The organism is Micromonospora sp. NPDC048894, assembly GCF_040649765.1.
GTDB lineage: Bacteria > Actinomycetota > Actinomycetes > Mycobacteriales > Micromonosporaceae > Micromonospora > Micromonospora antibiotica.
On the sequence record NZ_JBEZFY010000010.1, the window covers coordinates 40,194 to 63,163 of the forward strand.

Annotated in this window: 23 protein-coding genes, 1 tRNA gene and 2 pseudogenes; 13 read left to right on the forward strand and 13 right to left on the reverse strand. The window is 73.2% G+C overall.

Going from position 1 to position 22,970, the window contains the following annotated elements; all coding sequences use genetic code 11:
• Positions 1-49 precede the first annotated feature (49 nt).
• The gene (locus AB0C22_RS21560; protein ID WP_357536650.1) at positions 50-1,117 is read left to right on the forward strand and encodes a WYL domain-containing protein; all 1,068 of its coding nucleotides are present in this window, start codon (positions 50-52) and stop codon (positions 1,115-1,117) included.
• On the opposite strand, the gene AB0C22_RS21565 is transcribed toward AB0C22_RS21560, so the two are convergent.
• The 5 genes and pseudogenes from AB0C22_RS21565 to AB0C22_RS21585 all read right to left on the reverse strand — a co-directional run bounded on the left by AB0C22_RS21565 (position 1,064) and on the right by AB0C22_RS21585 (position 4,774).
• The gene (locus AB0C22_RS21565; protein ID WP_357536652.1) at positions 1,064-2,566 is read right to left on the reverse strand and encodes a carboxylesterase family protein; all 1,503 of its coding nucleotides are present in this window, start codon (positions 2,564-2,566) and stop codon (positions 1,064-1,066) included. The genes AB0C22_RS21560 and AB0C22_RS21565 overlap by 54 nt on opposite strands.
• Positions 2,567-2,717: 151 nt before the next feature.
• Complete coding sequence (locus AB0C22_RS21570; protein WP_219462268.1) at positions 2,718-3,152, reverse strand: arsenate reductase ArsC; 435 nt, start codon at positions 3,150-3,152, stop codon at positions 2,718-2,720.
• Positions 3,153-3,183: 31 nt separating this feature from the next.
• A complete protein-coding gene (locus AB0C22_RS21575; RefSeq protein WP_219462270.1) occupies positions 3,184-3,663 on the reverse strand; it encodes a GNAT family N-acetyltransferase in 480 nt (159 codons plus the stop codon).
• Between the two features lie 104 nt (positions 3,664-3,767).
• A pseudogene (locus AB0C22_RS21580) lies at positions 3,768-4,451 on the reverse strand (aquaporin); the annotation flags it as partial.
• Positions 4,448-4,774, reverse strand: a complete 327-nt coding sequence (locus AB0C22_RS21585; protein ID WP_219469989.1) for a metalloregulator ArsR/SmtB family transcription factor — start codon at positions 4,772-4,774, stop codon at positions 4,448-4,450. The gene AB0C22_RS21585 and the pseudogene AB0C22_RS21580, both read right to left, overlap by 4 nt.
• Positions 4,775-4,904: 130 nt before the next feature.
• Between AB0C22_RS21585 and AB0C22_RS21590 the strand changes: the two genes are divergently transcribed.
• Positions 4,905-5,351 (forward strand): ArsI/CadI family heavy metal resistance metalloenzyme, encoded by a 447-nt coding sequence (locus AB0C22_RS21590; RefSeq protein ID WP_357536654.1) that lies wholly within the window; start codon positions 4,905-4,907, stop codon positions 5,349-5,351.
• Positions 5,352-5,360: 9 nt separating this feature from the next.
• Here AB0C22_RS21590 and AB0C22_RS21595 read toward each other — a convergent pair.
• Both AB0C22_RS21595 and AB0C22_RS21600 read right to left on the reverse strand, forming a co-directional pair.
• A pseudogene (locus AB0C22_RS21595) lies at positions 5,361-5,829 on the reverse strand (HD domain-containing protein); the annotation flags it as partial.
• Between the two features lie 9 nt (positions 5,830-5,838).
• Complete coding sequence (locus AB0C22_RS21600; RefSeq protein ID WP_219462275.1) at positions 5,839-6,393, reverse strand: hypothetical protein; 555 nt, start codon at positions 6,391-6,393, stop codon at positions 5,839-5,841.
• A gap of 818 nt (positions 6,394-7,211) precedes the next feature.
• Here AB0C22_RS21600 and AB0C22_RS21605 point away from each other — a divergent pair.
• The 9 genes from AB0C22_RS21605 to AB0C22_RS21645 all read left to right on the forward strand — a co-directional run bounded on the left by AB0C22_RS21605 (position 7,212) and on the right by AB0C22_RS21645 (position 15,760).
• Positions 7,212-8,003: a GntR family transcriptional regulator gene (locus AB0C22_RS21605; protein ID WP_357536657.1), complete on the forward strand. Its 792-nt coding sequence runs from the start codon at positions 7,212-7,214 to the stop codon at positions 8,001-8,003.
• 232 nt (positions 8,004-8,235) lie between these two features.
• Positions 8,236-8,382 (forward strand): hypothetical protein, encoded by a 147-nt coding sequence (locus AB0C22_RS21610; protein ID WP_219462280.1) that lies wholly within the window; start codon positions 8,236-8,238, stop codon positions 8,380-8,382.
• Between the two features lie 50 nt (positions 8,383-8,432).
• Entirely contained in the window at positions 8,433-9,596 is a 1,164-nt protein-coding gene (locus AB0C22_RS21615) for a helix-turn-helix transcriptional regulator (RefSeq protein ID WP_357536659.1), read from the forward strand.
• Between the two features lie 59 nt (positions 9,597-9,655).
• Complete coding sequence (locus tag AB0C22_RS21620) at positions 9,656-10,177, forward strand: hypothetical protein (RefSeq protein ID WP_357536661.1); 522 nt, start codon at positions 9,656-9,658, stop codon at positions 10,175-10,177.
• A gap of 26 nt (positions 10,178-10,203) precedes the next feature.
• Positions 10,204-10,872 carry a hypothetical protein gene (locus tag AB0C22_RS21625; RefSeq protein ID WP_357536663.1) on the forward strand — a complete coding sequence of 223 codons (669 nt, stop codon included), beginning with the start codon at positions 10,204-10,206 and terminating at the stop codon, positions 10,870-10,872.
• A gap of 134 nt (positions 10,873-11,006) precedes the next feature.
• Positions 11,007-11,687 (forward strand): response regulator transcription factor, encoded by a 681-nt coding sequence (locus AB0C22_RS21630; protein ID WP_219462286.1) that lies wholly within the window; start codon positions 11,007-11,009, stop codon positions 11,685-11,687.
• 12 nt (positions 11,688-11,699) lie between these two features.
• Positions 11,700-13,100, forward strand: a complete 1,401-nt coding sequence (locus AB0C22_RS21635; protein ID WP_357536665.1) for an ATP-binding protein — start codon at positions 11,700-11,702, stop codon at positions 13,098-13,100.
• Entirely contained in the window at positions 13,097-14,065 is a 969-nt protein-coding gene (locus AB0C22_RS21640) for a Gmad2 immunoglobulin-like domain-containing protein (RefSeq protein WP_357536667.1), read from the forward strand. Before AB0C22_RS21635 ends, AB0C22_RS21640 begins: the two co-directional genes overlap by 4 nt.
• 204 nt (positions 14,066-14,269) lie before the next feature.
• On the forward strand, positions 14,270-15,760 hold the full coding sequence (locus AB0C22_RS21645; RefSeq protein WP_219462292.1) for an MFS transporter: 1,491 nt from the start codon (positions 14,270-14,272) through the stop codon (positions 15,758-15,760).
• 84 nt (positions 15,761-15,844) lie between these two features.
• Here the strand turns inward: AB0C22_RS21645 and AB0C22_RS21650 are convergent.
• Both AB0C22_RS21650 and AB0C22_RS21655 read right to left on the reverse strand, forming a co-directional pair.
• Positions 15,845-15,917, reverse strand: a tRNA-Arg gene (locus tag AB0C22_RS21650).
• Between the two features lie 31 nt (positions 15,918-15,948).
• Positions 15,949-17,148 carry an RtcB family protein gene (locus AB0C22_RS21655; RefSeq protein ID WP_219462295.1) on the reverse strand — a complete coding sequence of 400 codons (1,200 nt, stop codon included), beginning with the start codon at positions 17,146-17,148 and terminating at the stop codon, positions 15,949-15,951.
• A 617-nt stretch (positions 17,149-17,765) separates the two neighbouring features.
• Here AB0C22_RS21655 and AB0C22_RS21660 point away from each other — a divergent pair.
• The gene (locus AB0C22_RS21660) at positions 17,766-18,551 is read left to right on the forward strand and encodes an alpha/beta hydrolase family protein (protein ID WP_357536670.1); all 786 of its coding nucleotides are present in this window, start codon (positions 17,766-17,768) and stop codon (positions 18,549-18,551) included.
• Between the two features lie 73 nt (positions 18,552-18,624).
• On the opposite strand, the gene AB0C22_RS21665 is transcribed toward AB0C22_RS21660, so the two are convergent.
• The 3 genes from AB0C22_RS21665 to AB0C22_RS21675 all read right to left on the reverse strand — a co-directional run bounded on the left by AB0C22_RS21665 (position 18,625) and on the right by AB0C22_RS21675 (position 21,424).
• On the reverse strand, positions 18,625-19,131 hold the full coding sequence (locus AB0C22_RS21665) for a DinB family protein (protein WP_219462299.1): 507 nt from the start codon (positions 19,129-19,131) through the stop codon (positions 18,625-18,627).
• Positions 19,132-19,355: 224 nt separating this feature from the next.
• Positions 19,356-20,198, reverse strand: a complete 843-nt coding sequence (locus AB0C22_RS21670; RefSeq protein WP_308290759.1) for a M15 family metallopeptidase — start codon at positions 20,196-20,198, stop codon at positions 19,356-19,358.
• Positions 20,195-21,424, reverse strand: coding sequence for a D-alanyl-D-alanine carboxypeptidase (locus AB0C22_RS21675; protein WP_308290760.1), 1,230 nt, complete (start codon positions 21,422-21,424; stop codon positions 20,195-20,197). The genes AB0C22_RS21670 and AB0C22_RS21675 overlap by 4 nt, the downstream gene beginning before the upstream one ends.
• Before the next feature lie 228 nt (positions 21,425-21,652).
• Between AB0C22_RS21675 and AB0C22_RS21680 the strand changes: the two genes are divergently transcribed.
• Positions 21,653-21,883 carry a hypothetical protein gene (locus AB0C22_RS21680; RefSeq protein WP_219462300.1) on the forward strand — a complete coding sequence of 77 codons (231 nt, stop codon included), beginning with the start codon at positions 21,653-21,655 and terminating at the stop codon, positions 21,881-21,883.
• Between the two features lie 141 nt (positions 21,884-22,024).
• Here AB0C22_RS21680 and AB0C22_RS21685 read toward each other — a convergent pair whose 3' ends face one another.
• Positions 22,025-22,804: a peptidylprolyl isomerase gene (locus AB0C22_RS21685; RefSeq protein WP_308290761.1), complete on the reverse strand. Its 780-nt coding sequence runs from the start codon at positions 22,802-22,804 to the stop codon at positions 22,025-22,027.
• Between the last annotated feature and the right edge of the window lie 166 nt (positions 22,805-22,970).

Below are 22,970 nucleotides of genomic sequence, written 5' to 3' on the forward strand. Positions count from 1 at the left end.
CAGCAGTAGGTGACAGGATGTGGCACCTACTGCGGGCAGAATCGGTCCCATGCCGACCACGTCCGCCCGACTGCTCGCCCTGCTGTCGCTGTTGCAGACCCGCCGGGACTGGTCCGGCACCGTGCTTGCCGAACGCCTCGGCATCAGCCTGCGCACCGTGCGCCGCGACGTCGACCGGCTGCGGGAACTGGGCTACCCCGTCGCCGCCGCCAAGGGCCCCGACGGTGGTTACCGGCTCGACGCCGGCACCGAACTGCCCCCGCTGCTGTTCGACGACGAACAGGCCGTTGCCCTCACCGTCGCGCTCCAGGTCGCGGCGACCGGCGCGGACGACGCACTGGCGGACGCCGCCGCGCGGGCGCTGCAGACCGTACGACAGGTGCTGCCGACCCGGCTGCGGCAGCGGGTCGGGGCGCTCAGCGTGACCGCCGTCGCACGACCCGCCACCACGCCGACCCCGCCGGTCGACGGCGGGGTGCTGCTGGCGCTCAGTGCCGCCGTGCAGACCCGCGAGATCCTGCGCTTCGACTACGGGCCCGACAGCACCGAGCGCCCGGCCCGGCACGCCGAACCGCACCACGTCGTCACCTGGGGCGGCCGGTGGTACCTCGTCGCCTGGGACCTCGACCGGGCCGGCTGGCGGACCTTCCGCATCGACCGGATCACCCCGTGCCCACCCCACGGGCCGCGCTTCACCCCCCGACCGCTGCCCGGCGGGAACGTCGCCACCTATCTCACCGGGGTCTTCCGGGGGTCGGCCGGCGGGTCGGCGGACTGGCCCTGCCGGGGCACCGTGCTGCTCGACCTGCCCGCGGCGACCGTCGCCCGGTACACCCGCGACGGTCTCGTCGAGGAGGTCACCCCCGACCGGTGCCGGCTCACCCTCGGGTCGTGGTCCTGGGTGAGCCTCGCCGCCGCCGTCGCCCGCTACGACGCCGAGATCACCGTCGTCGGCCCGCCGCCGCTCACCGACGCGTTCGCGCTGCTGGCCGGCCGGTTCACCCGTACCGCCACCGGTGGTGTCGCCGCCGGGAAGTCAGCGGGTTCCGCCGCCGGGACGCGGTCAGGCCAGCAGGGGGAGCGCGGCGAAGGTGTGGTCCCGCCACAGCAGCCGTGACGTCTCCTCCGGGTACGCCACGACCGTCGGCCGCTCGTCGAAGATCCGGGTACGGCGACCGGCGTCGTACGGCGGCCAACCGGGGTCGCCGGTCGCGGCGAACGCCGTCCACGCCCGGCGGAACTGCCTGGACAGCTCGTGCGCCGCCGGCGGAGGCGGATCACCGATCAGCATCGCGGGCTGCCCGCTGGTCAGGTTGCCGAAGACCAGCGGCACGTCCAGGCCGTGACAGGCACCGAGGGCACCGCCCAGGCCCGACGCCGGCCAGGTCAGCTCGTAGAGGTGGGCCCGGCCGCCACCGGCGACCTGCGCCTCGGCCAGGTGCAGGCTCGGCATCCGGAACAGCCAGTCCGCGTTGACCAGCTCGTACAGCTGCTCGTCGGTCGCGGCCGGGAACGCCTCCCGGTAGCGGTGGGCACCGTCCGGGCCCGGGGCCAGCATCCGCAGCGCGGTCCCGGTCTGCTCGGGCGTGACCTGGCCGAGCACGCCGTCGAGCAGGCTGAACAGGCGGTGCTCGTCGCGGGTGTGCCCGACGAGCAGGTCGACGTCGCGGGCGGCACCGTCGGCCAGCGCCCGCCACGGGGTCGCCGGCAGCACGTCACCGTCGACGACCGGCGCGAACGGGATCGGCCGGTGGGTGATCTGACCCCACCGTTCCCGCCACCTGACGATCCCGGCCGAGATCGCCTCGCCCACCGCCGGCAGCCGGTCCGCAGCCACCGCCGACAGGTCGGCCAGGGTCGGTCGTACCCCCAGCTCGGCGGCGCAGGCGGCGGTGACGTCGGCGGCCAGCTCGGGCGAGAGGAACGTCCCCGGGACGCTCTGCGCGACCGCCCGCCGCAACAGCCCGGCGGCGCGCGGCATGGCCAGCAGCGCGGCGACCGAACCGCCGCCGGCCGACTGCCCGAAGACCGTCACCCGTCCCGGGTCGCCACCGAAGGCGCGGATGTTGTCCCGCACCCACTCCAGGGCCGCCACCTGGTCGAGCAGCCCCCGGTTGGCCGGGACTCCGTCGAGCTGCCCGAAACCCTCGAAACCGAGGCGGTAGTTGAGCGTCACCACGACGGTCCCGCCGTCGGCCAGGTGCCCGCCGTCGTACTCCGGGAGGCCGGAACAGCCGACGAGGTAACCGCCACCGGGAATCCACACCAGGACCGGCAACCCCGCCGCCGGGTCCGGCTCCGGCGTCCACACGTTGAGCGTCAGCCAGTCGTCGTCGGTGCCCTGCGGGGACGTCCCGAACGCGTCGGGCTGCGGAGGCGGCGGACCGAAGGCGACCGCCGGGCGTACGCCCTCCCAGCGGGATACCGGTTGCGGCGCGGCGAACCGGTGGGCACCGACGGGCGGCTCGGCGTACCGGATGCCCCGGAACACCGCGCGGCCCGCCTCCCGGCAGCCGCGCAGCACACCGGCCACGGTACGGACCTCCGGCTCGGACTCCGACGGCATGCTGGCCCCTCCCCCGCTCCCGGTCGGCCGCAGCATCCCAGCGCCCGCCGACCACCGGCAAACCATTTAGGGCCTTCGAACGAGGTCGGTCACCAGGCCTGTCGGCGGGAGCCTCCACTGCGCTCGTGACGCGGGAGCCACCGGTGTCCGGTCAGGCCTCGATCCTGGCGTCAGGGGTCAGGTCGTCGAGGAGCCGGGCGACGTACTGGCGGATCTCGTCGCGGACCTCGCGGACGACGGACAGCGGCTGGCCGGCGGGGTCAGTGAGTTTCCAGTCCTCGTAGCGTTTGCCGGGGAAGACGGGACAGGCGTCGCCGCAGCCCATCGTGATGATCACGTCGCTGGCCTCGGCGGTGTCCCAGTCGAGGATCTTCGGCTCTTCGGCGGTGATGTCGATGCCGACCTCACGCATGGCGTCGACCGCGACGGGGTTGACGTGTTCGGCGGGTTCGGAGCCGGCGGAGCGGACCTCGACGGTGTTCCCGGCGAGGTGGCGCAGCCAGCCGGCGGCCATCTGGGAGCGGCCGGCGTTGTGGACGCAGACGAACAGCACCGATGGCGTGGTGGGCCGGGCGGGGGTGCTCATGGGTGGTGGACCTCTTCCGGTGCTGACGTGGCTAGGTGATGGTGGGGCTGCGGCGTTCGATGAGGATGACGTCGCGCCATCGGTCGTGGTGGCGGCCGAGGCGTTCGCGTACGCCGATGGTGCGGAAGCCGCAGGCGTGGTGCAGGGCGAGGCTGGCGGTGTTCTCGGGGAAGACCCCGGACTGGATGGTCCAGATGCCGGCCTGTTCGGTGGAGTCGATGAGTCGGTGGAGCAGGAGCCGGCCGACGCCTCGTCCTCGGGCGTCGGGGTGGACGTAGACGGAGTGCTCGACGACCCCGGCGTACACGCACCGGTCGGACACCGGGGTGCACGCGACCCAGCCGAGTACGCGGTCGGCAGCCGGGTGGTCGACGGCGACCCAGCGGTGTTCGGGCAGGCGGGTGCCGGTGAACCGGGCCCAGGTGGGTGGTTCGGTCTCGAAGGTGGCGTCGCCGGTGGCGATCCCGTGCCGGTAGATGTCGAGCACCGCCGGGGCGTGCTCGTCGGTCATCGGCACGAGATCGGGGCGGGGCGGCCGGACGCCGGTCATGAGGCGGCCCGTTCCGGCTGCGCCGGTGCCAGCTCGACCGCCACGCCGTCCGGCTGTCGAACCGTCGGATACCACCAGGTGATCGCGGCGACCGAGATCCCGACGGCGGCGAGCTGTGCGGCGACGAACCCGGCCGCCGAGGTGGGGGCGATGCCGGCGAAGGTGTCGGTGAACATGCGGCCGATCGTGACGGCCGGATTGGCGAACGAGGTGGAGGCGGTGAACCAGTAGGCGCCACCGATCCACGCCCCGACCGCCGCCGGAGCGACCGCGGTCCGGCGGGCACGGGTGAGAGCGGCGATCAGCAGGAGGAGCCCGGCGGTCGCGACGACCTCGGCCAGCCACAGTCCGCCCCCGTCCCGCTGACGGGTGGAGATCGTGACGGCGGGCAACCCGAACATCAGGTGTGCCAGCACCGTGCCGCCGATCGCACCGAGCACCTGCGCCACGACGTACGCGCCGAGATCACGGGTCGACAGACCCGCTCCCGTACGGCGGGCCTGCCACCAGTCGGTGAGCGACACGACGGGGTTGAGGTGGGCACCGGACACCGGGCCGAAGATGAGGATCAGCGCGCCGAGGGCGAACGCGGTGGCGATGCTGTTCTCCAGCAGTTGCAGCCCCACGTCGCCCGGCGACAGGCGGGTGGCGGCGATCCCGGAGCCGACCACGGCGGTGACGAGCAGGCCGGTGCCGACCAGTTCCGCCGACGCCCGGCGCAGCACGGCGTGCGGCGGGTCGGGCGTCACCGGGTCGGCCCGGTCGACGCAACGGCAGCCGAGACGTCCAGGAGCTGGGACAGGACGGCGAGGCGGGCCGGGACGATCCAGTAGTAGACCCAGGTGCCCCGGCGCTGGCAGTCGATCAGCCCGGCCTCGCGCAGCACCTTCAGGTGGTGGGAGATCGTCGGGCCGGTCAGGGTGAACGCGTCGGTCAGCTCGCACACGCACACCTCGCCGCCGGCCCGCGCGGCGATCAGGGACAGCAGCCGCAGCCGTACCGGATCACCGAGGGCCTTGAAGCCGCGCGCCAGACCGGCGGCGGCGTCTTCCGTCAGGGCCTCGGTGACCATCGGCGCGCAGCAGGCCGACGGGTCGGCGAGGACCGGCAGTTGTTGTCTCGACACCCGTCTAGTTTGACAAGCATCAAACCAGAGTGCAATCCTCTGCCTAGATAGTTATCTAAACAACCGGAGGTGTGGGATGTCCCGCGTCCAGCTCGCCCTGCGCGTCTCCGACCTGGAAGGGTCGATCGCGTTCTACTCGAAGCTGTTCGGCACCGAGCCGGCCAAGCGGCGGCCCGGCTACGCCAACTTCGCCATCGAGGAGCCGCCGCTGAAGCTGGTCCTGCTCGAAGGCACCCCGGACCAGGCCACCGCGATCGACCACCTCGGGGTCGAGGTGTTCGACGGCGCGCAGGTCACCGCCGCCACCGACCGACTCACCGAGGCCGGGCTGATCACCCTGACCGAGAACGACACCTCCTGCTGCTACGCCCTCCAGGACAAGGTCTGGGTTCGCGGCCCCGGCGACGAGCGCTGGGAGGTGTACGTGGTCAAGGGCGACTCCGACCAGTACGGCACCTCCGCGCAGACCCCGCCCGCAGCCGACGACGAAAGCACGTGTTGCGAGACCACGTCCCGCAGCTGACGCCTGGGGTTACACCGGGGGCGGGGTGAGCCAGCCGAGGGGTTGACCGCTGAGGGCGGCGTCGGCCAGGCGGTGCGCGCCGGCGGTCCTCAGTGCCGCGCGTGAGCTGTCGATCCAGCGTTGGACGTCGCCGATGCCCTGGTGGCGGTATTCGACCGCCTGAACGAGGCATTCCAGCTTGTCGGCGTCGCGGGCGACGATGGCCTCCGGTGTCTCGCCCGCTTCGTACTCGGCGACGGCGGCGTTGACGAGGTCCGCGACGGCCGGCGGGCAGGCGGCGACCTGATCGGCGGTGACCGTGGTGTTGGGTGCGGCGGCGAGATAGCGCCTGGCGATGTGCGGCATGTCGGTGATCCGGGTTTCCTGGGTGTCGTGCAGGACGCACAGCATCGACACCCGGGCCGGGTCGGCACCTTCCATGGCGGCGAGCATCATCCCGATCAGCGCCGGTCCGGAACGAGTGGTCGGCGATGGATTCGACGCTGGCTCAGTTCGCCGTCGCCAGCTCTGAGGCGTGCCCCTGCTCCACGCACAGCGCCGCCTTGGAGTAGCGGGCGAGCACCTTCCCGCCGTCGCGTTGCGGGTCAGCCAGGCCCACCGTCACGCACCTGCCGAAATCGGTGCCGACACTGTGCACCGTCACCCCACGCTGCTGCCAGAACGCCTGGTCGTCCCGAACCTTGGCGGCCCATTCCTCAAGATTCGCCGCCGAGTACGTGGCATCGACGAAGTCGACCAGCACCGCCGGCACCAGGGCGCGTACCGCCGCGTCCATACCGGCGGTCGGCACGCGGTAGACCAGCAGGCGCCCGCCCGGCATGTCCACGGCCACGCCGGCGTACGCGGCCGGCCACCGGCCCGGGGCGACCTCACCCACCCGAGCGCCAGCGTCCATCAGCGCCTCCTGACCTGGCCAGTACGACTGCCCCGGCACGGGCGACGAGGGCGGCGGCTGCGGCGCGGCCTGCGCGGCGACGGTGCCGCAGGCGGCGAGCGCGGCGAGCAGCGGCGCAACGAGCAGCGTAGTCAGACGACAGTGCACGGTCGGACCTCCTACGGGGCACGGCGAGCTGCACCATTCGGACACTACGGGTATAACGATCCGGTCGGTGAGGAGACTCACGGCCTCGACGCCCGGGGAGCATCAACGCGGACAATGACCCGACACCTGTGACGCCGCCTACGTAGCCGAACGAAGCACCTGGTGCCTGGTGGCTATGCCGGTGGTGGTGGAGTAGGCCAACCACTTCCGGTCCGGGGCGGTGCAGCTTATGCCGACCGCGACCAGCCGTTGTTTGAGCTGTTGAACGGCTTGCAGTGCTGTCGAATATGGCATTCAGGGGGACTCATTCCGGGCGGCACGCCTTGCCGCCATCGCGGACAGCTACTTCACTGTGACTCCGAGAAGTCTTTGTCGGAGTAGTAGGTAGAAGCCTGGGAGGCAGCCCAAGCATGAGCAGTAGGAGCTTGTCAATGACCGCACCAAGGAGGCGGAGGGATCAACCGAGGTTACCCGTCATGGCGGCCCCACGCCGTCGTGCGACTGAGGGAAACACAGACTCTCCTGCTGTCGATCGCGGCCGTACTCACTGCGGTGACGACGTTCGTGGTTTAGGTAGTCCAGCATTAGCCGACGCCGGGCGATCGAGGTCGAGCCGAAGGGCTTGACCTCGACACCTCGGCTGAGTGGCGTTGGAGCGTTAGACAGAAAGCACCGAAACAGACACGTTAAGTAATCGATATTGTCTTATGACAGTCCATGCGACCCAGGTTAAATCTCTGGCGGCCGACCATTGGGTTGGTCGGATACCTGAACCGTCCCGCAAGTAGCCTTCTGTCAGACGACAGTTGGAGAATCCGATGAACGACGCGAGCGGCCACGGCCGGAAGCACAGCGCCGACAGCTTCGCTGCCGAGCTCAGGCGCAGGATCAAGGAAGGGATGAAGGGCTACGAAGCCGGCGCGAAGCTTCCCACCATTCGCGAGTTCGCCGCGAACCCCGACGAGGCCGTAGCACGCGGCGTTGCGGAGAAGGCCATCGATCGCCTGCGAGCTGAGGGCTTGATCGAGTCGCGCCGGGGCTCCGGCAGCTTCGTGCGGGCCAGCCGCATCCCGCGCACCTCGCCGGGCAGGCTCTCGCCAGATCGGTGGGGACGCGGGCTGTCGATCCAGGCACACGACTCGGCGAACCCACCGAAGGCCGTCGACGTCACAGTCGGCGATGTCGTACCACCGGCAGAGGTTTCCGATGCCCTCGGGGTGCCGCGTGGCGACGTCGTGCTGTCGAGGTATCGCCGTTACGTCCGGGACCGGCGTTCAGTCCAGCTCGCCACCGCCTATCTACCGACGGATCTGACCCGTGGCACGCGGATCGAACACACGGACACCGGACCCGGCGGCACGTTCGCCCGGCTCGCCGAGCAGGGCTTCCGACCGACGAGATTCGTGGAACGGGTCATCAGCCGTGCACCGACTCCCGAGGAGATCAACGGGGTCGACGGGCGAGAGGGGCTGAGCCTGCGCCGAGAAGGCAGCCTGGTCTTCGAGATCACCAGGTATGCCTACGCGGACGATCGCTGCGTCGAGGTGTCCCTCATGGTGCTCGATGCCGAGATGTACGAGCTGGTATACGAGCTCCCCGCCGGCAAGTAGCCACAGGCAACCCAGGACACATTGATTGTCTGCGGACAATCTGCCATCCTTGCCTACGAGGGAAGGCCCCTACACCGACCGGTTCCTTGGCGAGCACGGACGGGGTAGGGGCCACGGAATCGACCCCACGTAGGAGCGGCCCCATGCAGCACAATGCTGTCGTAACCCCCTGGTCCCATCACCACACCCGGGCAGACAGTCCCGCCGCCGGGGCCGGAGAGCGGGGGCGCTCGTGATCTCCAATGTGCTGTCGGTCCTGTTCGGGGGGTTGGTGCCGGGCTTCCTGCTCGGGTTGCTCGCCTTCCGGGTCAAGTCCCGGTGGTGTCCCCGCTGCGGCGAGTCCACCCACGCCCTGCCCGTGCCGGGGCACGACAGGTGACCGGCCCCGGCCGGCAGCGCACCGGCAGCGAGCCGCCGATCGGACGGAGGATGGCCGAGTTACGGGCCCGCCGGGGCATGAGCCAGCAGGTCTTCGCCGACCGGATCGGCAAGTCGAAGAGCTGGGTCGACAAGGTCGAACGGGGTGTGCGTACCCTCGATCGGCTCTCCGTCATCGAGACGGTGGCCGGGGCGCTCGGCGTCGCGCCGCAGCTCCTGCTCACCGGTCGGCACCCGCCGGCACCGGTCACCGACGTCGGTGCCGCCGTGGAACGGATCCGGGCCGCCCTCGCCCGGCACGACGCCCCGGCGTCCGCCCCGGTCGGGGCGGCGGTACGGCAGCTCGACGACCAGGCGGGCTACGCGTGGACGGCGTACCGCAACGGGCAGCACCCCCAGGTGTTGCGGATGCTGCCCGACCTCCTCGTCGACAGCCGCCACGCCTGCCACGTCAGCCTGGTGGACCCGCCCGTGCTCGCTCTGCTGGTGCGGGTCTATCGGCTCACCGCCCAGACACTGGTCAAGCTCGGCGACGCGCACCTGGCCTGGCTGGCCGCCGACCGGGCCATGATGGCCGCTACACGCGGTGACCCGATGCGGATCGGGCTCGCGGCGGTGTCGCTCGCGCAGGCGCTCCGCGCGCTGCGGCGGGGCCGGCTTGCCACGAACGCCGCGCTCACCGCCGTACGCCAACTCGACCCGGCGGTGACGCACGGCCACCCGCCGGCGGCGGCCCTGACCGGGACGCTGCTCGTCGAGGCCGCCCTCGCCGCCGCCGGTCACGGCGACGCCGTCACCGCCCACGACCTGACCGAACGCGCCGCCCACCTCGCCGCCGACCACGAACGGTACGACCAGGACGGCGTGACGTTCGGCCCCACCAGCGTCGACCTCGCCCGTGCCCTGACCGCGACCCGCCTCGGCGACCACCATCGGGCCGTCGCCCTGCACCGCCGGGCCACCGACCAGGAGGGTTGGCGGCGGCTCCCCGCCGAACACCGCGCCGCCCACCTCATCGACATCACCCGGGCCCACCTCGACCTCGGTGACCACGACGCTGCCGGGCGGGCCCTGGTCACCGCCGACCACATCGCCCCCGCCGAAGTCCGCGCCCGCCCAGCCGCCCGGGCCGCCCTGACCGCCGTGCTCCGCGCCGGCCCCACCCCGGCCGACGTCACCCGCCTCGCCGCCACCATCGGCTTGACCCGGCCCTGACCTGTGCACCTGGTCGCCGGACCAGCCATGGATCTCCTGTGGGGCAGCACAATGACGGCATGAATCTCTCTCCGGTCCGTGCGGATGTCGCCGTGATCGACGATCTGTTGCGGTACATCGCCGAGCGCCCGGTCGACCTCAACGATCCGAACTGGATGGCCGAGCTCCGGCAAGCGCCGCCGCCGCTGGAAGAAGCCGGGGTGGTGGCCGAGGCGTCCGCCGCGCTCGATGCGCTGTTGGAGGCGTACGAAACCGGCGGAGCGCCGGCCCGTGCGGAGGTCCGAGACATCTTTCGGGCCTACCCCTCCTTCCGCTGGGCCGCCCACCTACCGGTGGCGTGGAATTCGGTCGGAGAGTTCCGCCGACGACTCGTCCATGTCTCCGCGATGGATCAGGGTGCCGATCCGCGCGACGAGCTGATGACGATCTGGTCGCTGTGCAACCGAGCCCGCGAGTGCGCCATCGACGTCGAACCGGTGCTGCGCGAGGTGGCGAACCTGTCATCCGACGCGGATCTCCACGGGTTCGGCTCGATGCAGATGCTGATCATGCGAGGGCTGGAGGTACACGACCTCGGCTAGAAATCGCGACAGGGAGCCTGGCGCGGTTGTTGCCCCGCTGTTACGTCACGGTGCGGGCGCTGTGGCACGGGTGGCGCACCGTCGACCTCGACCGGCCACCGTGGCCGGACACCGTCGACCGGGAGGACACCATGCGTACCACGAGGACCCTGATGGCGGTCACGGCCGTGCTGGCCGTGCTGCTCACCACCGTCGGCACGGCGACCGCCGCCGGCCGGCTCCGCGCCGGCGTCACCACCGCGCCCTACTGCGGGATCACCTGGGGCAGCACCGGGAAGGCCGGGGGCGACCTGAACCCGGCCCCACTGCTGACCACCCGCACCGGCCAACAGGACTGCTACGACCGGCTGGTCTTCGAGTTCGACGGGAACGCCGACGGTTACTCGGTCGGCTACGGCGAGGTGTTCACCGAGGGGCAGGGGTTGGCGATGTCGCCGTACACGGCGGGCGGGGCGGTGCTGCGGGTGCAGTTGCGGGAGCCGGCCGTGGGCTACCCGTACCGGGCCGGCGACCACGTGGCGACGGTGCTCGGCTACCGCACCCTGCGCGACGTCGTCTACGGCGGCACCTTCGAGGGTTACAGCACCTTCGCCGTGGGCGTCCGGGCCCAGTTGCCGTTCCGGGTGCTGCTGCTCGCCGGCCCCGGCGCGCACAGCCGGATCGTGCTGGACGTCGCCCACCAGTGGCAGGAGTGACCACCCGCCAGCCGCAGGAGTGAGCGCTCGTGGCAAGCGACCACCGGGCCGGGAGGCCGGCACCGACCGGCCCCCCGGCACCGACCGTTGCGCCGGGGCGGGACCGGCCGTCCCGGCACTACGCTGAGGACGTCATGGACGGCCGGGTGCTGCTGGTCGAGGACGATGCCTCCATCCGGGAGGTCACCGCCCTCGGGCTGCGTCGGGCCGGGTTCCGGGTGAGCACCGCCGTCGACGGTCGGGCCGCGCTGGCCGCCTGGCGGGCCCAACCCGTCGACCTGATCGTCCTGGACGTGATGCTGCCCGGCCTCGACGGCCTCCAGGTCTGCCGGGAGATCCGGCGCAGCAGCCAGGTGCCGATCCTGATGCTCACCGCGCGCGCCGACACCATCGACGTGGTGGTCGGCCTGGAGTGCGGGGCCGACGACTACCTGCGTAAACCCTTCGACCTGCCGGAGCTGGTGGCACGGGTCCGGGTGGCGCTGCGCCGGGGCGACGCCGGGCCCACCGAGCCCGTCCTGACGGTAGGGCCGCTGGAGGTCGACCCGGGCCGGTTCGTGGCCCGCCGCGACGGTCGGGAGCTGACCCTCACCGCCACCGAGTTCCGCCTGCTGCTGGAGCTGGCCCGCCGGCCCGGTCAGGTGTTCACCCGGGAACTGCTGCTGGACCGGGTCTGGCGGCACTCCCACCTCGGCGACTCCCGGCTGGTCGACGTCGCGGTGCAACGGCTGCGGGCCAAGGTCGACCACGACCCGGCCGCACCCCGGTTGGTCCGCACCGTACGCGGGGTCGGCTACAAGCTCGACCCGGCGTGACGGGAGGACACCGTGGCCGCCCGGGACGCCGTACCGCCGGGACGGTTGCGCCGCCGGCTGACCGTGGCTTTCCTGCTCGTCGCCGGGGTCTCCGCCGGGACGCTGGCCGGTGGGGCGTACCTGATGCTGCGGCAGGCCCGGTTGGACGCCTCCGTGCAGCGCGCCGCCGCCGACGCCCGCTACCAACTGGTGCTGGCCGGCCAGTTCACGCCGCTGACCGAGGCCCGCCGCGCCGAGCTGCTGGCCAGCTTCGAGGGCACCGGCCGGCACGTGCTGCTGGTGACCGACGACACCGTCGCCTCCGACCCGTCGTACGCCCCCTCCCCCGGCCCCGCGCTGCGGTCGGCCGTCGCCGCCGGTCAACTCGGCTACGAACGGATCGCCGCCGGTGACCATCGACAACTGCTCGTGGTGGGCGGGCGGATTCCCGGTGCCACCGCCGAGTTGTACGCGATCACCGACGAGACCGAGGTCGTCGGGGAGCTGACCCAACTCCGTACCGCGTTGCTGGTCGGCTGGTTGACGGTGGTGACCGTCGCCGCGCTGGTCGGCCACACCCTGGCCCGGCGCACCCTGGAACCGGTGGGCCGGGCCAGCCGGGCCGCCCGGGCCCTCGCCGAGGGGATGCTCGCCACCCGGCTGCCGGTGCGGGGCCGCGACGAGTTCAGCGACTGGGCGGCGGCGTTCAACGAGATGGCCCAGGCGCTCCAGGAGACCATCGCCGACCTGTCCCAGGCCCAGGCCCGGGAGCGGCAGTTCACCGCCGACGTGGCGCACGAGCTGCGTACCCCGGTCACCGCGCTGGTGGCGGCGGCCTCGCTGCTGGCCGACCAGCTCGACGAGCTGCCCGGGGACGCCCGGCGGGCCGCCGAGCTGCTGACCTCGGACGTGGTGCGGCTGCGGGCCCTGGTCGAGGAGCTGATGGAGATCTCCCGCCTGGATGCCGGCGGCGAGCCGTTGGCCGTCCGGTCGGTGGACGCGCTGGCCCTGCTGCGCCTCCTCGTCGACGGGCACGGCTGGGCCGGCCGGGTCCGCGTCGACGGGGTCGCCGCCACCGTGCGGACCGACCCGCGTCGGCTGCGACGGGTGCTGGCCAACCTGGTCGGCAACGCCGTCGCGCACGGCGAGGGCACGCTGCGCGCCAGCACCTCGACCAGCGGCGGGAAGCTGGTGTACGAGGTGTCCGACGAGGGGCCGGGCATCGACCCGGTGCACCTGCCGCACCTGTTCGACCGGTTCTACAAGGCCGACCCGGCCCGGTCGGGGCGGGGCAGCGGGCTGGGCCTGGCCATCGCCCGGGAGAACGCCCGGTTGCTGGGCGGGCAGCTCACCGTGACCAGCACCGTCGGCGTCGGCACGACGTTCCGGTTGACGCTGCCGCACCACGGGCCACCCGGCGACGGTGGCCCGTGAACGGCCGTCACCTGCGGGGGCGGTGCCGGGGTCACCGTCACCGGGCGCGGTGGCCCCGGCACCGCCGGGCGGTCGTCCTGTTCGTCGCGCTCGCGGTGCTGACCGGCAGCTGTGCCGACGCCCGGTCCGGCACCCTCGGGCCGGCCCCCACCGCCGTCGCACCGGCCCACACCGCCACGGCCCCCGGCACGGCCGCACCCCTGCCGTCGGCTCCGACCGGCCGGCCGACCGCTCCCGACGACACCGGGCCGGCACCGGTGCCCCCGGCCGGCCCCACCGGCGGGGAACCGACCGGGACCGTCACCGTCGAGCTGTGGTTCACCAGGGACGGGACGTTGACGCCGACCCGGCGGACCCGCCCGGCGACGCCCGCCACCTCCCGGCTGGCACTGGCCGAGTTGGCGACCGGTCCCACCGCCGAGGAGGCCGCCGTCGGCCTGCGCACCGGGGTTCCGGCCGGGGTGGCGGTCACCCGGATCGACGGCGGCACCGCGACCGTCGTCACGCCCACCGCCTTCGCCGCCGCCGACGCCCCGCTGCTGCGGCTGCGCCGCGCCCAGGTGGTCTGGACGCTTACCCAGTTCCCCACCGTCCGCCGGGTCGTCTTCACCGGTGCCGACGCCGTGGTGCTCACCCGGGCGGACCTGGCAGACCTGCTGCCGCCGATCGTGGTCACCGAGCCGACCGTCGGCCGGCGGGTCAGCTCACCGGTCACCGTCGCCGGCACCGCCGACGTGTACGAGGCGACAGTGACCGTGCGGATCCTCGACGCCGCCGGGCGGATCCTCGGCACCGGCTTCACCACGGCCGACTGCGGCACCGGTTGTCGCGGCGACTACCGGAGCACCGTCGGCTACCGACTGACCGAGGACGGCGTCGGCGCGGTCGAGGTCTACCAGGTGTCCCCGCGCGACGGGGTCCCGGAGCACGTGGTCCGGATCCCCGTCCGGCTCGCCGCCGCCTGAGTCACCGACGCCGGCACACCGGGCCCGCCCGGGGCTCCGCACCCAGGTTCTCCGGCCGGCCCCGCGCCGTCGGCGTCGTTGCCCCGAAAGTGCGACCGGCTCCAGATCCGGCTGTGGGTCACCGACCCCGTCGATAACGTGAGGCCGAGATCGGCTCGGGTTTCCCCACCTCGGGCAGGTTCCCACCGTCACGGAAGGCGCGTCATGCCCGGTTCCTCCTCGGCCAGGCCGGGCGCATCCGACGCCGGGGCGTCGACTGCGGCGCACCCGCGACGCTGGCTGGTGCTGGCGGTCATCGCCGTCGCCCAGCTGATGGTCGTCCTCGACGCCACCATCGTCAACATCGCCCTCCCGCAGGCCCAGGCCGAACTCGGCATCTCCGACGCCGACCGGCAGTGGGTCGTCACCGCCTACACCCTGACCTTCGGCGGGCTGCTGCTGCTCGGCGGCCGGATCGCCGACTTCTGGGGGCGTAAGCGCACCTTCGCCACCGGCATGGTGGGCTTTGCGCTCGCCTCCGCCATCGGTGGCCTGGCCACCACCGGCACCCTGCTCTTCGCCGCCCGTGCCCTCCAGGGCGTCTTCGGCGCGCTGCTCGCCCCCGCCGCGTTGGCGCTGCTCACGGTGATCTTCACCGAGACGACGGAGCGGGCCAAGGCGTTCGCCGTCTACGGCGCCATCTCCGGTGGCGGCGCGGCCGTGGGTCTGGTCCTCGGCGGGGTGCTCACCGAGTACGCCGACTGGCGCTGGTGCCTGCTGGTGAACATCCCGATCGCCGCCGTCGCCCTCGCCGCCACGATCCCGCTGGTGCCGGAGAGCCGGGCGCACGGCGACACCCGGTACGACGTCCCCGGCGCCATCGCGGTCACCGCCGGGCTGGTCAGCCTGGTCTACGGCTTCACCAAGGCCGCCGAGGACGGTTGGGACGCCCCCGCCACCATCGGTTTCATCGCCGTGGGGGTGGTCCTGCTGGCGATCTTCGTGGTGATCGAGAGGCGCTCCCGCCACCCGCTGCTGCCGCTGCGCATCCTGCTCGACCGCAACCGGGGTGGCGCCTACCTCGCCTCCACCCTGATCGGCGCGGGCCTGTTCGGCGCGTTCCTCTTCCTGACCTTCTATTTCCAGGTGGTGCTGCGCTACACCCCGGTCGAGGCCGGCCTGGCGTCGCTGCCGGTCACCGGGGGCGTGCTGATCGCCGCCGGGGCGGCCAGCCAACTGCTGCCCCGCCTCGGCGCGAAGCCGCTGATGCTGGCCGGGGCCGCCCTCGCCGCCGGCGGCATGCTGCTGCTCACCCGGATCGACGTTGACACGTCCTTCGTCACCCACCTGCTGCCCGCGCAGGTGGTCATGGGCCTGGGCCTGGGCTTCACCTTCGTGCCCCTGTCCAGCCTGGCCCTCTTCGGCGTGCCGGAACACGACGCCGGGGCGGCCAGCGCCACCCTGAACGCCACCCAGCAGATCGGCGGGTCACTGGGCACCGCCCTGCTCAACACCATGTACACAAGCGCGGTCACCGCGTACCTGGCGACCCGGGTGCCGGACCCGGTCACCCAGGTCCGGGCGTTGGTGCACGGCTACACCGTCGCCTTCGCCTGGGGTGCCGGGCTGATCCTGCTGTCCGGGATCAGCACCCTGCTGCTGATCAGGGTACGCCGCCACGACCTGGGCTCCGGGGGCATGACGCACCTGGGCTGAGCCCTCGCAGACCGCGCAGCGCCGGCCCGTGCACCGCAGACCGTGCACCGCAGACCGTGCGGCGCGGACGGGCCCCGCAGACCGTGCCCCGACCAGGATTCGAACCTGGGCTCTCCGGTTTCGTAGACCGGCGCGCTGTCCGCTGCGCCACCGGGGCTCACGACCGACGCCCGGGGGCGTCGGCCGGTCTAACCCTTCACACACACCACCTGCTTGAGGTGGGCCACCACCTCGACCAGGTCGTCCTGCTGCGCCATCACCTCGGTGATGTCCTTGTACGCGCCGGGGATCTCGTCGACCACCCCGGTGTCCTTGCGGCACTCCACCCCGGCGGTCTGCACCGCCAGGTCGTCAACGGTGAACGTCCGCTTCGCCTGCCCCCGCGACATCCGCCGCCCGGCCCCGTGCGACGCCGAGCAGTACGCGTCCTCGTTCCCCCGCCCCCGCACGATGTACGACCCGGTGCCCATCGACCCCGGGATGATGCCCAGGTCCCCCCGGCCGGCCCGGATCGCCCCCTTGCGGGTCACCAGCACGTCCACCCCGTCGTAGTGCTCCTCGGCCACGTAGTTGTGGTGGCAGGAGATCGGCTCCCCGTAGCTGACCTGCGGGAACGTGTCCCGCACCACGCCGCAGAGCAGGGCCAGCATGACCGCCCGGTTGCGCCGCGCGTACTCCTGCGCCCACCACAGGTCCCGCCGGTAGGCGTCCATCTCCGGGGTGCCGGCGAGGAACACCGCCAGGTCCCGGTCGGGCAGGTCGGCGTTGTGCGGCAGGGCACGGGCCACCCCGATGTGCCGCTCGGCCAACTCCTTACCGATGTTGCGGGAACCGGAGTGCAGCATCAACCAGACCTGCCCGGCGTCCGGACCGTCCTGCTCGACGCAGACCTCGATGAAGTGGTTGCCCCCACCGAGGGTGCCGAGCTGGTGCCGGGCCCGGCTCTCCAGCTGCGCCACCTTCCGGTCCAGGGTCGAGAACCGGCCCCAGAAGTCGTCCCAGCCACGCTGCTCCAGGCCCCGGACCCGGCGCGGGTCGACCGGGTCGTCCCGCTTGGCGAAGCCGACCGGCACCACCGCCTCGATCGCGCTACGCAGCGGTGCCAGGTTGTCGGGCAGGTCGGCGGCGGTGAGCGAGGTCCGGACCGCGCTCATCCCGCAGCCGATGTCCACGCCGACGGCGGCCGGCGAGACGGCCTGCCGCATCGCGATCACCGAGCCGACGGTGGCGCCCTTGCCGTAGTGCACGTCGGGCATCACGGCGACGCCCTGCACCCAGGGCAGCGCGCCGATGTTGCGCAACTGCTGCGCCGCCTGCGGCTCGATGCCGTACGGGTCGGTCCAGACCCGTACCGGCGCCTTCGTGCCCGGCAGCGGGGTGAATGCCATGATCGTTCTCCTCGTTCCTGGGAGCAGGGGTGACAGGATTCGCACCTGCGACCGTCGGGTGTGGAATCCGGTGCGCTACCCGTTGAGCTACACCCCTCGGCGGGTGTCGGGGATCGAAAAAGCCGCCCGTTCCCCTGGTGGGGTGGGCGGCTGCGCAGGTCGCGCTGGCGCTATCCGCGCCGCCACCCCGATCGCCACCGACAACCCCGGGCTCGTTCGCCGGCTGTCAACAGCACGCCGCCGCGCGGCTGGGACCGCGTGGTCTCGGTGCTGAGGTACGGCGACACGGTGTGCTCCCCGGTTGGTCGGTGTGGCGTCGACGTCGAACCTAGGCGCGCACCCACCCGGGCCGCAACAGATATCGGTAGCTGCCGGCTATCGGGGCTCGCACATCCTGGACAGGATGTCGAGCCAGACGCTGCCCACGATGGCGACCGGGTAGGCCGCCTCCCGGACCTGCCCGTCGGCGGTCTGCACGGAGAGTGGATGCGTCGACCGGCCCGCGCCCGGGGGTGTCGAGGTCGATCACGGCGTCCTCGGTGGGCATGGCGACAGCCTAGGGCCGACGGCGGCGACGTCGTGTCCGGCAGGGCCGGCACGCGGTACGGTCCATGGCCATGGCATTGATGCGGTGCGAGTTCGACTCCGAGGCCCTGGGCATGAACACGTCGATGACGGTGATCCTGCCGCAACCCGACCCGGCACGGCCGACGCCCACGGGGCCGGCCGACGCGGGCCCGCCGGTGCTCTACCTGCTGCACGGGCTCAGCGACGACGACACCGCCTGGACCCGCCACACCTCGATCGAACGTTACGTGGCCCCGCTGGGTCTGGCCGTGGTGATGCCCCAGGTCGGCCGCAGCTTCTACACCGACGAGACGCACGGCAACCGGTACTGGACGTTCCTCACCGAGGAACTGCCCGAGGTCTGCCGGTCGTTCTTCCGGCTCTCCGACCGCCGGGAGGACACCTTCGTCGCCGGGCTGTCGATGGGCGGCTACGGGGCGGTGAAGTGGGCGCTGCGGCAGCCGGAACGCTTCGCCGCCGCAGCCAGCCTGTCGGGGGCGCTCAACGTCGCCCACCGCCGCTACAGCCCCGACCGGCCGCTCGACCCGGACGTCTGGCACACCGTCTGGGGTGACGCCCCGACCGCCGGCCCCGACGACGACACCGTGGCGCTGGTCGGCCGGGCCGGACCCGACACTCCCCCGCTCTACGTCGCCTGCGGCACCGAGGACTTCCTCTACGACGACAACGAGCGCTTCGTCGCCGCCGCCCGGGACCGGGGCGTGCCGGTGACCGTGGACTTCTCCCCCGGCGACCACGACTGGCCGTACTGGGACGCCACGATCCGCGACGTGCTGGCCTGGCTGCCGCTGCGCACCCGGCCCCCCGTCAGCTGAGCCGACGGGCGCGGCACCACCGACGGCGGCACCGCCACCGGGCCGCACGGCGCAGGGGCGCCACGGTGGGCGGTCAGACTCCCACGCTGCCGTCGACCGCCTCCCGCAGCAGGTCGGCGTGGCCGTTGTGGCGGGCGTACTCGTGCATCATGTGCAGCATCACCAGCCGCAGCGACACGTCCTCACCCCAGCGTGCCTGGTGGCCGGTGACGTCGAGCGAGGACGCCGCCAACTCGATACGTCGGGAGTGCGCCACCTCCCGCTGCCACGCCGCGAACGCCTCCGCTCCGGTGGACCCGGTCGGGTCGTACGCCTGCTGGTAGTCGCCGGTGTCCGACCAGAGCAGCGGCACGTCCTGCGCGTCGATCACCCGCCGGAACCAGGCGCGCTCCACCTCGGCGAGATGCCGCAACAGGCCGAGCAGGGTCAGCTGCGACGACGGCACGGCCCGCTGGCGCAGTTCCTCGTCGGTCAGGCCCTCGCACTTCATGGCGAGGGTGGCCCGGTGGAAGTCGAGGAAGGCACGCAGCGTCTCCCGCTCCCCGGCGAGCAGCGGCGGGCCGATCCGTTCGGTGGTCATGTCGGGTCCTTCACGGGACGGGACCGCCCCGGGCGGGCGGCCGGGAGCCGTCGGGCAGCCTAGCGGCCGATGGCTGCCCGACCCGCCGAAGTTCGTGCCGACCGGACGTGCGGGTGCTGGTCACCCGGCCGGCGTGGTGACGCGGCGGGCGCGGATCACACCGTCGGGTGGTGCCGGTGGTGGGCGTCCCGGCGACGTCCGTCCCGGGCCGGCGACCGGGCCGCTCAGCGGGGCAGGGACGCCCGGGCCACCGGGAAGTCGAAGTAGGTGTCGGGGTAGGGCTCGTCGGCGTACCGGTAGTGCCACCACTCCCGGTCGTAGTTGACGAAACCCTCCTGCGTCATCAGGCGTTCCAGCAGCTGCCGGTGGGTCCGGGCGGCCCCGGTGACCCGGGCGTCGGCGGTGTGCGCCAGCGGGTCGAAACAGTCGAAACCGGTGCCCATGTCGAGGCTGCCGTCGGCGAACCGTCGGTCGGCCGGGTCGGTGCAGGCCACCAGCGGCTGGCCCGGGGCGTACGAGGCGCGGGGCGGGGCCGGGCGGGGCTCCAGGGTCAGGTCGAGGGTGCTGCCCCGGCTGTGCGCGGTGGGGGCGCCGAGGTAGCCGTCGGCGAACAGCTTCGACTTGGCCACCCGGGGATAGAACTCCGCCTTCGTCTGCTGCGCTGCGGGGTCCTTCGCCCAGCGGACGAACTCGTCGGCGGCGCGCTGCGGCCGGTAGCAGTCGTACACCCGCAGGCTCAGCCGTTGGGCGCGGGCGGCGTCCTGCACCCGGCGCAACGCCTCGGCGGCGGTACGGGTGAGCAGGCACAACGGCTCGTCGTAGCCGTCCACCGGGCGGCCGACGAAGTTGTGCGGGCCGGCGTAGCGGATATCCACGACGATGCTCGGGTCGACCTCGGACAGCAACACCACGTCGGTGGGGGCACGTGGTCCGGTCGGGGTGGGCGTCGCGGCGTCCGCCTGCGGTGCGGGCTGCGGTGGCCGGTCGCAGCCCACCGCCACGAGCAGCACCGTGACGACCAGCAACCGGGCCAGCACCCACCGGGGGTGCTCCGCCCCGCGTCTCACCGCCGTCGGCGGACGTCGTGTGGTCGGTGGCGCAGGGCGAGCAGCAGCCCGGCGAGCCCGGCCACGACGGCGGCCAGGGAGACCGCGACCAGCGGACGTGACCAGGGGTGACCGGGCGGGTCGAGCCGGCCCGGACCACCGGCGGCGGCCAGCGGGGGCGGGGGGACGGCGGTCCCGGACGGGCCCGCCGTCAGCTCACCCGGGTTGACCAGTCGACCCACGGCCGCACCCCGGGGCACCCCGAACCCCCAGTCCAGCAGGGCCGCCCCCTGCTCCCAGCCCCGTTTGTCGACGACCTCCGCGCCGAGCAGGGTGACCACCAGCCGCCGTCCGCCCCGCTCGGCGGCCCCGACGTAGGTGTGCCGGGCCAGGTCGGTGTAGCCGGTCTTGCCGCCCAACGCCCCCGGGTAGCGGTAGAGCAGCTGGTTGTCGTTCTGGATCGGGAAGGCCTTCTCGCCCAACGCCGGCTGGGCCGGGATCATCGCCTCCCGCGTGGTGTCGTAGCGGCGGAAGGTGGTGTCGGCGAAGCAGGCGCGGGCGATCAGCGCCAGGTCGTACGCGCTGGTGAACTGGCCCGGCCCGTCCAACCCGGACGGGGTCACCGCGTGGGTCTGCAACGCGCCGAGCTGCCGGGCGTGCGCGTTCATCGCCCGCAGCCCACCGGGCAGCCCGTCGGGGCCACCGCCGAGGCGGGCCAGCGCGTTGGCCGCCTCGTTTCCGGACTTGAGCAGCAGGCCCAACCAGAGGGTCTCGATCCGGTACCGGCCACCCTCGGCGAAGCCCACGGCGGAGCTGCCGGGCTCGATGTCGAGGTCGCCGGGGGTGAGGGTGACCACCTGCCGGGGGTCGAGGGTCGGCAGCACGGTGGCGGCCAGCAGCAGCTTCTGCACGCTCGCCGGGGTGCCGTGTTCGTGCGGGCCGCAGCCGCCGAGCACGTCGCCGCTGTCCAGGTCGGCGACCAGCCAGGAGGTGGCCGGTACGGCGGGCGGCCTGGGTGTCCCGGCCGGCCGGACCTGGCCCGTGGTGGCCAGGGCGGGGCCGCCGACCGCCCGGTCGGCGGCCTCCGTGTGGGGCGGGACCGGTCGGGGCGGCCGGGACACCGCCGGCACCGGCGCACACGGACCGGTGGTCACCGCCCCGGCGGCGTCCGCCACACCGGCGGGTGCGACGACCGGCGACAGCAGCACGACGGCGATGACGGCGGCGGTACGTCCCCGAACTCTCACGCTGACGAAGGTAGTGACACCCGCCCCGCCGGTCCGGTGATCCGGCGAATCCCACCCGGTGGGGCGGCCGGGTCGCTAGCATGCGCCGGTCGACGGGGTGGCGCCGCCGGTCGGACCCGGGTCGGGGCCGATGGGCCGTGGCAGCTGCCAGCAGCCGGACGGCGGCGGGAGGTGTCGACGACGGTGGATGGGGGTAGCGGAGGGTAGGCACCGGTGAAGGAGGAGACCATGACCGATCCCCGTTACGCCCCGATCGGCCTCGCGGTCGGTAACGACCTGGTCGACGTCGACGACGTCGACACCCGTCCCGTGGTGGGTGCGGACGACGCCCGCGCCGACGCCGCCCGCGCCGGCGCGGAGGTGGACCTGTCCGACGGCACCCGGGACGGCGACGGCGTGCCGGTCGGTACGGCCGACGCGGACGCCGACCGGACCCGGGCGGCAGGCGAGCAGGGCTGACCGTCGGGCGGGGGTGGTCGCCCGCCCCCGCCCGGCAGGTGCGCCGGCCCGTCGGGCTGAGCCCGCACCGGCCGGCTCACCGGCGACCCGGGGTGCCCGCACCGGAGGGTGCGGTGGCCCGGGCCGCCGGGGCCGGACTGCTCAGTGGCCTCGGATCGCGCGGTGGATCTGCACCGGCAGGGCCGGGGCACCGTCCACCGGCGCGGGGTCCTCCGGGGTGGGCGCGATGCCACCGGCGGCGATCTTGTCCAGGGTCTTCAGCCCGGCCACGTCGATGGTGCCGAAGACGGTGTAGTTGGGGCGCAGCGCCGAGTCCGACTGGACCAGGAAGAACTGGCTGCCGTTGGTGTCCGGCCCGGCGTTGGCCATCGCGAGCGTGCCCCGGGCGTAGAGCCGGCGCACGCCGGTCGGGTCGGTCGGCGCGGGCGGCAGGTCGGTGGGCAGTTCGTCGCGGTAGCGGTAGCCCGGCCCGCCCTCACCCGTGCCGGACGGGTCACCGCACTGGAGCACCTTGAGCGTCGGGTAGGCGGTCAACCGGTGACAGGGCGTCCAGTCGTAGAACCGGTGCCGCGCCAGGTGCAGGAAGCTCTGCACCGTGCACGGGGCCTGCTCCCGGTCCAGGGTCAGGCCGATCGGTCCGTGGCTGGTGCGCAGGGTGACCCGGACCGTGCCCTCGTCCGGCGTCCGGCGCGGGTCCCGCGGCAGCGGCACCGGCCGGGCCGGTGGTTCGTCGGGCGTGGAGGTGTACGCGCACGGCCCCTTCGTGGTCCGGGCGGCGCTCGGCCCGTCGGCGGGCGCGGCGACGGCGGCGGTGCCACCGGCGACGACCAGTGCCGCCGAGGCCAGCGCCACCCCGGCGAGGCGGGTCAGCCGGCCGGCCGGACGCGACCCGGCGGCGAACGGTCGGGGTTCACTCGACACTGTGGTCCTCCTGGACTCGTGGTACCGGAGAGGCGGGCGGTACCGCAACGACCGGAGTCTATGGAGGGCCGGCCCGGTTGTCGACGCTGATCGACACCGGGCGGGGCGGCACCGCCGGTCCCCCGGGCGGGCCGCCGCGGGTCTCCGCGCGCCGCAGCCGGCAGTG

Bases quoted from the DNA above. Each gene is read 5' to 3' on its own strand.
- AB0C22_RS21665 (WP_219462299.1), bottom strand. From the start codon at position 19,131: ATGACCACCGAACGGATCGGCCCGCCGCTGCTCGCCGGGGAGCGGGAG.
- AB0C22_RS21645 (WP_219462292.1), top strand. From the start codon at position 14,270: ATGCCCGGTTCCTCCTCGGCCAGGCCGGGCGCATCCGACGCCGGGGCG.
- AB0C22_RS21630 (WP_219462286.1), top strand. From the start codon at position 11,007: ATGGACGGCCGGGTGCTGCTGGTCGAGGACGATGCCTCCATCCGGGAG.
- AB0C22_RS21655 (WP_219462295.1), bottom strand. From the start codon at position 17,148: ATGGCATTCACCCCGCTGCCGGGCACGAAGGCGCCGGTACGGGTCTGG.
- AB0C22_RS21615 (WP_357536659.1), top strand. From the start codon at position 8,433: ATGGCCGAGTTACGGGCCCGCCGGGGCATGAGCCAGCAGGTCTTCGCC.
- AB0C22_RS21565 (WP_357536652.1), bottom strand. From the start codon at position 2,566: ATGCCGTCGGAGTCCGAGCCGGAGGTCCGTACCGTGGCCGGTGTGCTG.
- AB0C22_RS21570 (WP_219462268.1), bottom strand. From the start codon at position 3,152: ATGAGCACCCCCGCCCGGCCCACCACGCCATCGGTGCTGTTCGTCTGC.
- AB0C22_RS21660 (WP_357536670.1), top strand. From the start codon at position 17,766: ATGGCATTGATGCGGTGCGAGTTCGACTCCGAGGCCCTGGGCATGAAC.
- AB0C22_RS21560 (WP_357536650.1), top strand. From the start codon at position 50: ATGCCGACCACGTCCGCCCGACTGCTCGCCCTGCTGTCGCTGTTGCAG.
- AB0C22_RS21680 (WP_219462300.1), top strand. From the start codon at position 21,653: ATGACCGATCCCCGTTACGCCCCGATCGGCCTCGCGGTCGGTAACGAC.
- AB0C22_RS21585 (WP_219469989.1), bottom strand. From the start codon at position 4,774: ATGGTCACCGAGGCCCTGACGGAAGACGCCGCCGCCGGTCTGGCGCGC.
- AB0C22_RS21605 (WP_357536657.1), top strand. From the start codon at position 7,212: ATGAACGACGCGAGCGGCCACGGCCGGAAGCACAGCGCCGACAGCTTC.
- AB0C22_RS21590 (WP_357536654.1), top strand. From the start codon at position 4,905: ATGTCCCGCGTCCAGCTCGCCCTGCGCGTCTCCGACCTGGAAGGGTCG.
- AB0C22_RS21575 (WP_219462270.1), bottom strand. From the start codon at position 3,663: ATGACCGACGAGCACGCCCCGGCGGTGCTCGACATCTACCGGCACGGG.
- AB0C22_RS21620 (WP_357536661.1), top strand. From the start codon at position 9,656: ATGAATCTCTCTCCGGTCCGTGCGGATGTCGCCGTGATCGACGATCTG.